This window comes from Legionella feeleii (assembly GCF_001467625.1).
GTDB classification, from domain to species: Bacteria; Pseudomonadota; Gammaproteobacteria; order Legionellales; family Legionellaceae; genus Tatlockia; species Tatlockia feeleii.
Window position 1 is genome coordinate 1 of the sequence record NZ_LNYB01000082.1, and the last position, 12,709, is coordinate 12,709.

Sequence of the window (12,709 nt, forward strand, 5' to 3'; positions counted from 1 at the left end):
TTTGATTTCATTTCCAGCTCCTCGTTTGAGAAAGCTTAGTTTAGAAAATTTAAATTTCTCAGGTAGGTGTATTTGCCCGAACGAATACTTCTTAACGGTAACAACATTACGGATAAGGTAATTTCCGACTCAGCCGAGGCCTTGGAGAATAATGCTTCCCTGACTGAGATTGATCTTTCTGAAAATGAAATAACCAGTACCGGTGCTTCCATTTTGGCAAAGGTATTAAAAAAGAATAATACGTTGAAAGGACTTAACCTTTTTGCAAATGCAATCGATTATCAAGGGGTTTTAGCTCTATTTGAGGCGCTGAGAGTTAATCGCACGTTGACTACAATCGAGCTGTCTTCGAATAAAATTTATACTAGCCAGGATAATCCTGTGAAGCCTGGTGCCAGGATAGCCGAAGTACTCATGGAAAACAGCTCATTAACCTCCGTATGGCTTAATCACTTGCAACTGGGGAATGAAAACATACTCCCCTTTGTCGCAGTAATAAGGGATAACACGAGTTTAACCGAACTGGGTCTTGAGGGTAACGCTATTAGCGTCCAGACGGAGGCGGCCTTGGTCGAAGCATTGGAAGATAATATCTATTTGACCAAATTCGATCTTGATACAGAAATGCGGCCTCAGATAGATAGTTTGTTAGCTCGTAACCAATCGTTGCAAGAGATGTATATACAGCCGTTACTAGCTGCATCTGAGAAAGGGGATACAGCTGAGATTATAAGGTTGTTAATGCAGATGAAAACGGCATTTCCAGAGATAGATAGTGCTAATACCAAACTACCAAAACAATTAGTCCATTTCTATTGGAGTTTTGTTGATGAACTCGTTGATTCTTTATTTGTGAGTCAAGGATTGGATGATAGAGCCCGTTATTCTTTGATTCTTGAGCTGTTAAAAAATAGGCTTAACGAGGAGAACTATCAAAAAATAGTAAGGGCCTGCGTGAAAGGACTTCGAAGATTAAATGGCGCGCAAGAGAGTTATTCGGATTTTGAACCCCATCAATCGAATCAGTTTGTGACTTACCGTCAATTGCGATCGGCTGCTCAGCGAGTACTGAGTGAAATGACAGATACGAATGGCCAACCAAAAGAAACACATCGTCACCGACATCAATTGTTTAGAGCACTCTGTCATCAGGAAAGTTATACACCACTGGCAACACAGTACTTGCTTGCTGCGCCAGAAGTAAGAGCGCAACTCAACCTGAACGAACATGATAAACCCATTTTAGTTGATGCGGTTATATTAGCAACTGAAGATAATTCTACTATTAACCTTGAGACTGACGCCGCTACTTTAGTAGAGGTTGAACCCGATCGCAGGGCGCAATTAATGTTATATGGCTATACAGAGGCATTAAAGAAATTCTCCACAAACGCGACACCCAAGCCTGAGCAAGTTCTGAGGCATGCCGTCGATACGCTTATAACAGAACTTGGTAATGAGAAAGAATATAGCTACAGCCCTTCCTCCGGTAAGGAAGAAGTAGACGTTGTACCGACTCCAAACTATGCCAATGCATTAGTAAGCAAAGGGGTTTTTAAGCACTCGGCTGTCAAAAAGGAAGTTTCCTCTGGAAAGGAAGAGGAAGTGGATTCGCCTCCTGAGAAAAAAACAAAATATTTCTAAACCAGGCTGATTTAAGAGTATCCCAGTGTAGGACATGGATCTGCTACCCGGCATGGTAAATGTCATAGCTGTGTAGCACCTGTATTGAATTCCATTTCAAGACAGGTGATTTTGTTCTTTTCTTCAAGATTATTTCTAATCAGGGCATTCATGATCATTAGCTACGGTCGTATACATGCAATTAAAGCGGTTATTCTTGCTTTTCCAGTGACATAATTTTTGATAGAAATAAAATTTCGCTACTTTAAATTATAATTAGCCCAAATGACTAGACTCTAAAAGTTACCTATCCTAAGATGCAATTTTTATACAATTTAAGAGATAATTATGCCATCCGAGCAAGGCAGCATCGAGCGAATCAAGAAATCGTTAGAGGAAGCAAAAGGACCTGGCCTTTGCCTTTCTTTTTTTAGTGATGGGCTTGACTCTTTTGGCGCGGATCTCATTGGCAAATTCCTGAAATCGAATACGACCGTAACGGATCTGGAGCTTTATGGTAATAAATTCACCAGCGTAGGGACCTTCCTGCTAGTCAAGAGCTTAAAAAGGAATACCGGTCTGATCAAGCTTGCCCTCGGAGGTAACAATTTTAATGATGGTTTTGTGTTAGCCACGTTGGCTGAGGCGGTAAATAGCCATCCTAATTTAGTTTTTCTTGAGTTGGGGGATAGCGAAATGGGTGGAAATGCGACCTTTTTGTTATCGAAGCTGGCGACAAGGCGATTTCCAAAACCACTTATTCTTATTCTTAATAATAACGACATTACAGATGATGTAATTGCCGCTTCAGCACAGGCCTTGGAGAATAATACTTCTCTGACGGAGATTAATCTTTCCGAAAATGAAATAACCAGTGCCGGTGCTTCCGTTTTGGCAAAGGTGTTAAAAAAGAATAATACGTTGAAAGTACTTAACCTTTTTGCAAATGCAATCGATTATCAAGGGGTTTTAGCTCTATTTGAGGCGCTAAAAATTAATCGCACTTTGACTACAATCGACCTGTCTTCGAATGAAATTTATACTAGCCAGGATAATCAGGGGAAGCTTGGTGCCAGGATAGCCGAAGTACTCATGGAAAACAGCTCATTAACCGCCTTATTACTTAATGACTTGCAACTGGGGAATGAAAATATACTATCATTTGTCAGAGTCATCAGGGCTAACACGAGTTTAACTGCACTGGGTCTTGAGGGTAACGCTATTAGCGACCAGACCGAGGCGGCCTTGGTTGAAGCATTAGAAGATAATATCTATTTGACCAAATTCGAGCTTGATACAAAACTGCGGCCTCAGATAGATCGTTTGTTAGCTCGTAATCAATTGTTGCAACAGAGGTATGTACAGCCATTACTGGCTGCCTCTGAGAAAGAGGATACCGCTGAGATTATCAGGTTGTTAATGCAGATGAAAACGGCATACCCAGAGATAGATAATGCTAATTCCAAATTACCAAAACAATTAGTCCATTTCTATTGGAGTGTTGCTGATGAACTCGTTGATTCTTTATTTGTGAGTGAAGGGTTGAATGATAAAGCCCGTTATTCCTTGATTCTTGAGCTGTTAAAAAATAGGCTTAACGAGGAGAAATATCAAAAAATAGTAAGGGCCTGTTTGAAAGGACTTGGACGATTAAGTGGAGCGCAAGAGAGTGATTCGGATTTTGAACCCCATCAATCGAATCAGTTTGTGACCTACTGTCAATTGCGCTCGGCTGCGCAGCGAGTACTGACTGAAACGATCGATACGAATGGCCAAATAAAAGAAACACATCACCACCGACATCAATTGTTAAGAGCACTCTGTCATCAGGAAAGCTATACACCACTGGCAACACACTACTTACTTGCTTCGCCAGAAGTAAGAGCGCAACTTAACCTGAATGACAGCGACAAACCTATTGTCATTGATGCAGTTATAGTAACAAGTACAGATAATTCAAGTAATAGGCTTGATAAAGACGCTGCGATTTTAGTAATGGGGGATAAAATTGACCCCGATCACCGGGCGCAATTAATGTTATACGGCTATACAGAGGCCGTAAAAAAATTCTCTAAAGATACGCTACCCAAGCCTGAACACCTTCTGAGGCATGCTGTCGATAGGCTTACAACCGAACTCGATGATGAGAAAGAACATCGGTTCACGTCTTCCTCCGGCAAGGAAGAAGTAGACACTGAAGTTACTCCAGGCTACCCAAATTCCTTAGCACTAAAGGGTGTTTTCGGGAAAAGTTATGTCAGAAAGGAATCTTCATCAGAAGATGAAGAGGACCCGTGCCCACAGAAAAAAACAAAATTTTTCTAAACCATGTTGGGCAGTTCTCCTAACCCGGCTATCTATATCGGGCAGTCCATTATTGAAGAGCTAAAATAACCGGCCGCGTTTCCCCAATTGCACCTGTTTTCTATAGTAAAGAATAGGTGGTATGTGCTTGGGTAGTTGTATTTTTTCATTAGAAGTTCTCTGTTATTCTGGCTGATACCATGCTTTTAATTTATTTATTTTCAATAAATATTATATTTAAAACAACATATTTATGTTGTTAAACAATATTTTTGCTATCGTCGCTTTTAACCTGGTCTATAATTAACCCGTGGGATTCTGCATCATAATGATGCAGCGTAGTATAAGGAGATTTATTATGAAGATTAAATCCACAATAGCTGGGTTAGTATTCGCTACATCGATGATTGCAGTAGCGGGAACAAGCCAAGCTGCATGTGCATCTTGTACCGTGCAAGAAGGATTTTCAGGAACTGGATGGCACATGGTTCGATGTAATATTTGTCTTCAACCTGCCGAAACCTGGCAGCAATATGTTAGCGGAGGCTACGCTCCACCAGTAACTGGAAATAATAACCTATGGCTCATAGGACGATAATTTCCAGTACAGAGGGGGAGATTGACTCAGTAGTTCTGGCTGGTCTCACCCTCGCTTCCTTAATTGAAATATAAACGCTTCAAATAGATGTACGCCCGATGTTTTTGCAGACGATCAAATGCATTTGAGTTCAGAAACCCTGTTCAAGTCTATTCATTAATTCTGTCGCTTCTCTGCGGGTAAATGGTTTAGAGATGAAACCGGAGATGTTGGCTTTTTGAATTTGTCTGGCAAATTGTGCTTCACTATGCACACTCAAAGCGACAACGGGAGTCTTTTTATTAAGCAGGCTGGTGGTTTTAATTAGCTCTGTAACCTCAAATCCATTATGTCTGGGCAAGCTTAAGTCCATCACGATAAGATCAAAATGCATCAGGTTGCATTCTTCCAGGGCTTCTTCACCTGACTCAGCTACAATGACGTCACAGTGAAAGTCTTCTAAAATGGCCTTAAACGCTTCCTGGGCTGGCTTGGAGTCGTCTACTAATAAGAGTTGATATCTTTTCATGATCCACTTAATCCCTGTGAAAAATTGATAAACCAATTTTAAGTGCGTTAATCAGCATTATTGAAAACCAGATTACTTTAGCAATAAAAAACAGATCAGAACAGTCACCGGCATGTGGTCGCTAATTTTATACCAAGCCTCAGTCTCTGAGGGATCGACCGATTTATTTTGAACAGCACTTTTAGATGCCGTGCCTATAGCACGGCAGGTAGGTCATTAAAGGGCTTTCATAAACTCAGTCAGATCCGCTTTTTCCTGAGTATTTAATTGTAACTGTAGAACCAAATTAAAGAATTCAACCGTATCAGCCAAAGTCAACAGACGACCATCATGCAGGTAAGGTGGAGAATCCTTTATACCGCGTAAAGGAAAGGTTTTAATCGGTCCATCACCTACTGCTCTGAGCCCATTGATGGTTTGTGGATTAAAGAAACGTTCCGTATGCAGGTTATGCATCGTGTTGTCGGTGTAATAAGGAGGGGTGTGGCAAGTGGCACATCTTGCTTTACCAAAGAAAAGTTCCTGGCCGCGCAATTCTGCTGGCGTTGCTTTAGCCGGATCCAGTTTCCCATCCCAACTCAGTTTGGGAGCAGGTGGAAAATCCAATATTTCCTGAAATTCAGCCATGAAGTGGACCTGGCTGCCACGCTCAAGAATATTGACTCCCTTTTTGGTCGCAATGACCGGGTCGCCATCAAAATAAGCAGCACGTTGTTCGAATTCAGTAAAGTCTTCGATTGTTTTTAATGCGCGCTGTGAGCCAAAGAGCCGCTGAATATTTACACCACGCAAAGTCGGGGTATTAATACGATGACGAAACTCTTGTGGGCGAATGTCTCCAACCAGATGAGTTGCCTTGTTGGTATGGCCATTGGCATGGCAATCAAGACAAGCAACACCACGGCTGGGTTCTATGGTGCGCCGATCATCGGTTTGGTTAAATTGTTGTTGTGGGAAAGGGGTTACCAACAACCGTAGACCTTCCAATTGTTTAGGGTTAAGGATGCCGTTAAATAATTCAAAATAATTATTGATAGTTACCAGCTTTCCTTGTGATACATCGCCAAGATCCGGACGTGTTGTCAAAAAGATCGGGGCAGGAAAGGGTGGTAAAAAATGATCGGGAATATCAAAATCCAGATCAAAGCGAGTCAGATCGCGGTGTTCCTGCTTGTTGATTTCATCGATAGCAAATTTTGGAAAAAGCATACCCCCTTCAGGATGGTTGGGGTGCGGCAGAGGCAAGAAACCTTGAGGATATAACCCTTCTTCCTTAATTTGCTCGGGCGTCATTTTAGCGAGTTGATCCCAGGTTGTTCCTTGAGGTAGCTTAACGCGTACACCTTCCTGAATGGGTTTCCCATTTGACATTTTCGCATTTTGCGACGGGTTGTTGGTTAAATCATAACGCTGGTTAAGCAAATCCTGCTGTTTTTTATTAATCGCGTCTTTTGCAGCCGACATGCGCTTCATAACTGTCTGAAAAGGTTCTTGCATGATAACGGGCATGTAGCTGGTAGGCGGTGCGCCAGAGGCTTGGGAATTAGAAGGTGCCGTAGCTGGAGTAGACGCCGGCTCAGCATAGGCTGACGTTATAAGTGAGCAAGAAAAGGCGGTCAATCCAATGATTTTTTTTAACATAGAAGATCCATTTCTTATGAATATAGTCTTCCTAATCATAAAAGAGTTGTAATTTCATTACAATAAGAGAACTTTGATGCTTAGTTTCCCAAGACAAATAACTACTAATTCTGCTCAAAATTGCACGCAGGTTGACAAGTTTTTTCGCTTCAACTAAATTAAGGGTCATTTTTATCACCGGGGGTGCTTTGCAGCGATTCGTGTTGCAAGGCTGAGAAAAACCCTTAAAACCTGCTCTGGTTAATACCTGCGGAGGGAGTGTGATGGTTAGAGATATTTTTCTTATTTAATGGCCTTTTAAGCAGGCTTATCTTTGACGTCACATCCTCTGTTGTATGAATAGAAGGATGTTATGGCTGCTCCATTTTACAAACTTATGTTGGTCACCCACTGCGGGTCTTGTCCTTTAGCGGAGTATTTGATCTTTATTGAACAATGTGTCAGTGCAGGCGTTAGTTCTGTACAACTTCGCGAAAAAAATGCTTCCCCAGCTTTTCTATTAGCATTCGCTTCTGAACTTAAGAGTCTTTTAGATCACCACCATATTCCGCTGATCATCAATGATGATCTTGAACTGGCTTTAGCCGTCGATGCACAGGGTCTGCATTTGGGACAGACTGATGGTTCACCACAACTTGCCAGACAGCGTTTGGGGCCGGATAAATTGCTCGGTTTATCAATAGAAACGGAAGATGATTTGCAGCGAGCCAATCAGTCTGTTGTGGATTATGTGGCCGCCAGTGCAGTTTTCCCTACTCAGCATAAAAAGAATATTCGAACAACCTGGGGCTTGGATGGGCTGCACCGTTTAAGTTTGCGCTCGATTCATCCAATGATCGGTATTGGCGGTATTGATCAACACAATGTCAAGGAAGTCATGGCAGCGGGAGCGAAGGGGATTGCGGTAATTGGTGCTCTGCATAAGGCGGAAAACCCTGCGCTTATGGCAGCAACGCTACGTCAATTAATGGAGGGAAGTGAAACATGATGAATCTGTTGAAGGATTTGGAAGAGGCGTTAGTTAGCCTCCGTCAAACGAAGCCTTTGGTTTTATGTTTAACCAATTTTGTTACTATGGAATTTATGGCTAACAGCTTATTGGCCTCGGGGGCGGCACCCTTGATGAGTCAGGCGATGGATGAAATGGAAGAGCTGATTACGATCAGTCAAGTCGTTAACATCAACTTAGGTACCCTCGATCACGCTTTTTATGAACGAGCGTTAGAGTCGGCAAAAATAGCCAAGTCACAAAACAAGCCTGTTGTGCTGGATCCCGTTGGTGCTGGCGCAAGTCGTATACGCACCAGTGCGGCAAAATCGCTTCTCCCTCATGTCGATATCATTCGCGGCAATGCCAGCGAGATTCTGGCTTTAAGCGATGAAGCAGGTGATACGAAAGGCGTTGAATCGGCCCGTAGTGTGAATCAGGCAATGAATGCTGCGCAACAACTGGCTGTTTCACCATCAAAAATTGTTGTAGTGAGTGGCCCGGTTGATTTTATAACCGATGGCAGACAGGCAATCAATTTACCCTTTGGTTCACCACTGATGCCTTTGGTGACGGGTATGGGTTGCACGCTGACTGCTGTAATCGCTGCCTTTGCGGCAATTGGCTTAAGCATGTACCAGGCTGCTCTACTGGCGACTGCTTATTTTGGTTTATGTGGACAACTAACCCAGCATAAAACACAAGGACCAGGCGGTTTTCGACAAGTATTTATTGATAAATTATATAAACCCGATTGGGAATTATTCGGTGAGTGGATTGCAGGTTCTGAGATAGTTGACTCGTTCAATTCGATTAACTGAGATAGAAAAATGACAATGCGCTATAAAACCCTGTCTATAGCAGGTTTCGATGGTTCCGGTGGGGCGGGTATTCAAGCCGATTTGAAAACTTTTTCTGCTTTTGGCTGTTATGGTATGACAGTGCTAACCGCGTTGCCGGTACAAAATACCCGTGGGGTTAAAGCTTGTTATGAGCTGCCTTTACAGGCTATTGATGATCAATTGCATACTATTTTTGAAGATATCCGCCCAGACAGTATTAAAATCGGTATGCTTTTTAAACGAGATATTATTGAGTTAGTGGCCCATTTCCTCAGGCGCTACGCAGCAGGAATCCCGATTGTCCTTGATCCTGTACTTGTCGCTAAAAGCGGCGATCGGCTGCTATTACCTGATGCCCTGGATACCATGAGATCAGTGCTTATTCCGCTTGCAACAATCATTACACCGAATTTACCCGAGGCCTGGGCATTAACTGGTGAGACGAATGCTGCGAGTGACACCATGCTGGAGCTAGCGCAAAAGCTGATTAAACTGGCCCCGCAAAATGTCTTATTAAAAGGCGGGCATTTATCCGCATCCCACTCGAATGATCTGCTTCTTAACCGGGAGGGGGAGTTTTGCTGGCTAGAGGGAACCCGAATTAATTCAAACAATACACATGGAACGGGATGTACCTTATCCGCTGCTATCAGTGCGTGCCTGGCTTTAGGTATTGAGTTAAAGGAAGCGTGTAAAATAGCTAAAGACTATGTGTTTAAGGCAATAGACGCCGCGAAAAATGAGCAAATTGGCTTGGGACATGGGCCGTTACATCATTTTTATCATCTCTGGCCCAAGCTGGACTTTTATAAACCTTGAGCGACTCTTGTTTAAGAGTTTGCTTTTTCCCTTAGTTTAGAGCTATAACTTATTGGAGATAAACCAAAAGGATAGAGCAATGAGTACCTTTCTCATAGCGATTTTAGTCATCATTGTGTTACTCGTCTTCTGGGCGATAGGCATTTTTAATAGCTTAATTGGCTTAATTGAGGCGATTAATAACAATAAACGCCAAATTGATATTCAATTAGATAGGCGCTTCAAGGTATTTGAATCCTTAATTGAATCAGTAAAAAAATACATGGATTACGAGAAAACCACTTTGAAGGATGTCGTGGCGTTACGTAATCAAGCGCAGGCAGCCAAGGCTGCTGGCGATGAAAAAGCCCGGATGGCGGCAGAAAACGGGATTTCGCAAATTGCATCTGGCTTGAATGTAGTGTTTGAGCAATATCCTGACTTGAAGGCAAGTTCGAACGTTTTGCAATTGCAGGAAGAAATCGTCAATACTGAAAATAAACTGGCCTATTCCAAGCAAGCTTATAACGATAGTATTGAACGTTATTACGCGAAGAAAAAATCCTTTTTTGAATCCATGGTAGTTAGTTTTTTCCGTGATAAATTGGATAAAGTATTTGACTATTGGTCATTGCCTGATGATCAAATTAAGGCACGCGAAGACTATACCGTGAAATTTTGAGTAATTTATGGCTCTTTCTGATTATCATGCATCCGTAGGCAATTGGCGCGAGCAATTGCGCCGTAATGAACGCAGGACTTTCTGGGTAATTATGATTTTCCTTGCTGTTTATGCGGGCGTCGGTATGTTTGCGGATGTGGTTATTGTGCAGTCGCTCTATCCCCAGGCAACTTTGCAGCAGTGTATCTATGCTCTGGTCACCTGGCGTGTCATGCCCTATGCAACGATATTAATGATAGCCTTTGCAGCGATATCCTTATTGGTTACCTATACACTTTATGATCGCATCATGTTACTCGGTACTGATTCACGCGAGATTAACGAGAACCTTGCCCAAACGTTACAGGAAAAACAACTTTATAACGTGGTTGAGGAAATGAAGGTTGCAGCAGGCCTGCGGTATATGCCCAAGGTTTATCTCATTGAAGCAGACTACATGAATGCCTTTGCCAGTGGTTACAGTGAAAAATCAGCCATGGTCGCTATTACTCGCGGTTTAATGGAAAAATTGGATCGTGCGGAATTACAGGCCGTTATGGCGCATGAATTAAGTCATATTCGCCATCATGACATCAAGTTGACACTGATGGTTGCAGTGCTAAGTAATATTCTGTTGATTGTAATTGATATTTTATTTTACAGTGTGATTTATCGACGTGATCGACGTGAAGATAACCGCCTGGTATTGGTTATCACTTTACTACGGTATATCCTGCCTATCATTACCGTGGTTTTAGCGCTCTTTGTAAGCCGTACACGTGAATATATGGCAGATGCCGGATCCGTTGAATTAATGCGTGATAATGAGCCCATGGCGCGTGCACTGCTGAAAATAACCCAAGATCATCAACAGCACGCTGAGCAATATAGCGGTCAATATGGGCAAACACCGCATGAACAGGTGCGGCATGCTTCTTACCTGTTTGATCCTTCCAGTATTGATCCGGTGAAATCATTTAGTAATGCTTTCTCTACTCATCCTTCGATTGATGAGCGTCTACGTGCTTTAGGTTTTAAACGCAAGAGTCCTAAAGAAACGAAGGAAGAGCCTCAGGAATAAAGGGTATAAGCCTTTTGCTTCTTCTGGATACTCAGCGTTGATGGCAGGCTACGCAACCATAGCCAGAGTTAAACAGGATTGCTTTGTCTGGATCAGAATGGTCTTTCTGAAAATTGGCAACATTAGCCTTCGCGTTCAAAATTCTTTTTTCCAGCATTTGGCGATAGGGCCAGGATGAATAATTTTTGGCAAGTTTGGCGTTTTGATAGATTTTGATACCGGTTTGCCAATCGCCGGCTTTCACTAACATATCGCCCATATTCATAAAAAATCCTTCAAAATTATGAGGGGCAACCCATGAATTCCAGCAAGCGCGCGCTTTACCTTGCTGCGTTTCACGAGCCATATAGGATTTGTAATCAGGATTTTTGCGGTCGACTTTCTTTCCTGCACACAAATCGAGAGTACGCCATTGCCATTCCAAGCCCTCTTTAAAAGAATCGGATTGCGGCGCTAAGGTACTCATTGGATAGCCTGCGGTAAAATAATTAAATTCCGGCCAATTAGCGATCGCGCGCTGCAAGGTAAAATAACCGCGCACTTCTTCGCGCTTATCATGAAAAATTTTGCCTTCAATTAATTGGGCATCCCCCAGGAAACCTTCGAAGACAGCATTGTGCGGATCAAGAGTAAAGGCATCAGAAAAATATTTTTTTGCCAAGACAATTTCATTAGTAATTTTAGGTGATTCCTGGGGCAGGCGTTGACGTTCGGTGATCTTCCAGATATGTGTAAAGCCTATATGGGCAGCAAGCTTGGGATCATTCGGATTTTGAAGATAAGCGGCCATCAATAAGTAATCTGCTTTGTTCAGATCGTCATAGCGTCCTTGATGCAAGGTATCCCAAAAAAAAAGCTCTGCTTTCTTAGTCAGTTCGCTATGCGATGGAATAGCGTGCTTTTGTGGAGTAGTCATTAAGGCTATTCGTTCACAGCCTGTAAGACTTAACACAATGAGATTTAAGAGAATAAAAGAGAATCTCATCTGGGCTCTCCCTGGCAATTGACTCATCTTTATAGCATCTAAACTTAATTATTGACAAGCCAAGCCAGGAAAGAATGCGGGGTGTCTATGCAAGTAATTTTTCATTAGCATCATAACCAGGAAATTCTGGATCTTTTAGATGTTTTTTGTCCTCTGCGTACTCCGATGGATTAAGAAGAAAAAAACGGTCAGGCAGGTAATGTGAAGCTGCCAGGGCTTTATTGGGTTTACTGAGCTTCGAGGCAGAGGCAGAATGCACTGGGCCTGGAGGGGGAGCTGCGGGAACAGGTACTTGCTGACCTGTTTTTAATGCCTTGTTATAACGCGAGTCTTTAACAAAAATAGCCAGAGGTATTAAGTCATCAAAGGTTTGACTCGCTACAATTGCCTTGACGGAGAACGCTTTAATACATTTTTCAGTAAGAATACTTGAATGATCTTCATAAACTAAAAATTCATTTTTTGACAGGTTATAGTAATGCTGAAGATCTTCCCGCATTTCTTCCTTAGTCGGTCTATAATGGCCGCTTTCATTGCTGACTAAACACAATTTTCCTTTTTCAAAGACCAAATAACCTGCTGAAGTGACTTTTGAGTTATTGTCAATTCTGGTGTATGAGCAAAATATCATCAAGCGGCCTTCCAGTCCGATTGTTCAACAACCTGCACTCCGTCTTCAA

12 protein-coding genes and 1 riboswitch are annotated in these 12,709 nt (G+C 42.4%); of the genes, 8 read left to right on the top strand and 4 right to left on the bottom strand.

The window, feature by feature from the left end; translation table 11 throughout:
• Positions 1–72 precede the first annotated feature (72 nt).
• From Lfee_RS11200 to Lfee_RS11210, 3 genes are all read left to right on the top strand, one after another.
• Positions 73–1,644, top strand: a complete 1,572-nt coding sequence (locus Lfee_RS11200) for a leucine-rich repeat domain-containing protein (protein WP_058446860.1) — start codon at positions 73–75, stop codon at positions 1,642–1,644.
• 327 nt (positions 1,645–1,971) lie between these two features.
• Entirely contained in the window at positions 1,972–3,948 is a 1,977-nt protein-coding gene (locus tag Lfee_RS11205) for a leucine-rich repeat domain-containing protein (protein ID WP_058446862.1), read from the top strand.
• 337 nt (positions 3,949–4,285) lie between these two features.
• Complete coding sequence (locus Lfee_RS11210) at positions 4,286–4,525, top strand: hypothetical protein (protein ID WP_058446864.1); 240 nt, start codon at positions 4,286–4,288, stop codon at positions 4,523–4,525.
• Positions 4,526–4,655: 130 nt separating this feature from the next.
• Here the strand turns inward: Lfee_RS11210 and Lfee_RS11215 are convergent, their stop codons facing one another.
• Together Lfee_RS11215 and Lfee_RS11220 are read right to left on the bottom strand one after the other, a co-directional pair.
• On the bottom strand, positions 4,656–5,033 hold the full coding sequence (locus tag Lfee_RS11215; protein WP_058446867.1) for a response regulator: 378 nt from the start codon (positions 5,031–5,033) through the stop codon (positions 4,656–4,658).
• A gap of 216 nt (positions 5,034–5,249) precedes the next feature.
• On the bottom strand, positions 5,250–6,674 hold the full coding sequence (locus tag Lfee_RS11220) for a hypothetical protein (RefSeq protein ID WP_058446869.1): 1,425 nt from the start codon (positions 6,672–6,674) through the stop codon (positions 5,250–5,252).
• 169 nt (positions 6,675–6,843) lie between these two features.
• Positions 6,844–6,950, top strand: a riboswitch (TPP riboswitch).
• Positions 6,951–7,026: 76 nt separating this feature from the next.
• Between Lfee_RS11220 and thiE the strand changes: the two genes are divergently transcribed.
• The 5 genes from thiE to htpX all read left to right on the top strand — a co-directional run bounded on the left by thiE (position 7,027) and on the right by htpX (position 11,044).
• On the top strand, positions 7,027–7,662 hold the full coding sequence (thiE, locus tag Lfee_RS11225; protein ID WP_058446871.1) for a thiamine phosphate synthase: 636 nt from the start codon (positions 7,027–7,029) through the stop codon (positions 7,660–7,662).
• On the top strand, positions 7,659–8,483 hold the full coding sequence (gene thiM / locus Lfee_RS11230; protein ID WP_238584924.1) for a hydroxyethylthiazole kinase: 825 nt from the start codon (positions 7,659–7,661) through the stop codon (positions 8,481–8,483). Before thiE ends, thiM begins: the two co-directional genes overlap by 4 nt.
• 9 nt (positions 8,484–8,492) lie before the next feature.
• Complete coding sequence (gene thiD / locus Lfee_RS11235; RefSeq protein ID WP_330981752.1) at positions 8,493–9,323, top strand: bifunctional hydroxymethylpyrimidine kinase/phosphomethylpyrimidine kinase; 831 nt, start codon at positions 8,493–8,495, stop codon at positions 9,321–9,323.
• A gap of 79 nt (positions 9,324–9,402) precedes the next feature.
• Positions 9,403–9,984, top strand: a complete 582-nt coding sequence (locus tag Lfee_RS11240) for a LemA family protein (protein WP_058446875.1) — start codon at positions 9,403–9,405, stop codon at positions 9,982–9,984.
• Positions 9,985–9,991: 7 nt separating this feature from the next.
• A complete protein-coding gene (htpX, locus tag Lfee_RS11245; RefSeq protein WP_058446877.1) occupies positions 9,992–11,044 on the top strand; it encodes a zinc metalloprotease HtpX in 1,053 nt (350 codons plus the stop codon).
• A 31-nt stretch (positions 11,045–11,075) separates the two neighbouring features.
• Here the strand turns inward: htpX and Lfee_RS11250 are convergent, their stop codons facing one another.
• Complete coding sequence (locus Lfee_RS11250) at positions 11,076–12,029, bottom strand: hypothetical protein (protein ID WP_058446879.1); 954 nt, start codon at positions 12,027–12,029, stop codon at positions 11,076–11,078.
• A gap of 85 nt (positions 12,030–12,114) precedes the next feature.
• Complete coding sequence (locus Lfee_RS11255; protein WP_058446880.1) at positions 12,115–12,660, bottom strand: hypothetical protein; 546 nt, start codon at positions 12,658–12,660, stop codon at positions 12,115–12,117.
• Between the last annotated feature and the right edge of the window lie 49 nt (positions 12,661–12,709).

What these genes read in the sequence shown, in the direction of transcription:
- Lfee_RS11205 (WP_058446862.1), top strand. Translation starts at nt 1,972, where the DNA reads ATGCCATCCGAGCAAGGCAGCATCGAGCGAATCAAGAAATCGTTAGAG.
- Lfee_RS11210 (WP_058446864.1), top strand. Translation starts at nt 4,286, where the DNA reads ATGAAGATTAAATCCACAATAGCTGGGTTAGTATTCGCTACATCGATG.
- Lfee_RS11215 (WP_058446867.1), bottom strand. Translation starts at nt 5,033, where the DNA reads ATGAAAAGATATCAACTCTTATTAGTAGACGACTCCAAGCCAGCCCAG.
- Lfee_RS11220 (WP_058446869.1), bottom strand. Translation starts at nt 6,674, where the DNA reads ATGTTAAAAAAAATCATTGGATTGACCGCCTTTTCTTGCTCACTTATA.
- thiE (WP_058446871.1), top strand. Translation starts at nt 7,027, where the DNA reads ATGGCTGCTCCATTTTACAAACTTATGTTGGTCACCCACTGCGGGTCT.
- thiM (WP_238584924.1), top strand. Translation starts at nt 7,659, where the DNA reads ATGATGAATCTGTTGAAGGATTTGGAAGAGGCGTTAGTTAGCCTCCGT.
- thiD (WP_330981752.1), top strand. Translation starts at nt 8,493, where the DNA reads ATGACAATGCGCTATAAAACCCTGTCTATAGCAGGTTTCGATGGTTCC.
- Lfee_RS11240 (WP_058446875.1), top strand. Translation starts at nt 9,403, where the DNA reads ATGAGTACCTTTCTCATAGCGATTTTAGTCATCATTGTGTTACTCGTC.
- htpX (WP_058446877.1), top strand. Translation starts at nt 9,992, where the DNA reads ATGGCTCTTTCTGATTATCATGCATCCGTAGGCAATTGGCGCGAGCAA.
- Lfee_RS11250 (WP_058446879.1), bottom strand. Translation starts at nt 12,029, where the DNA reads ATGAGATTCTCTTTTATTCTCTTAAATCTCATTGTGTTAAGTCTTACA.
- Lfee_RS11255 (WP_058446880.1), bottom strand. Translation starts at nt 12,660, where the DNA reads ATGATATTTTGCTCATACACCAGAATTGACAATAACTCAAAAGTCACT.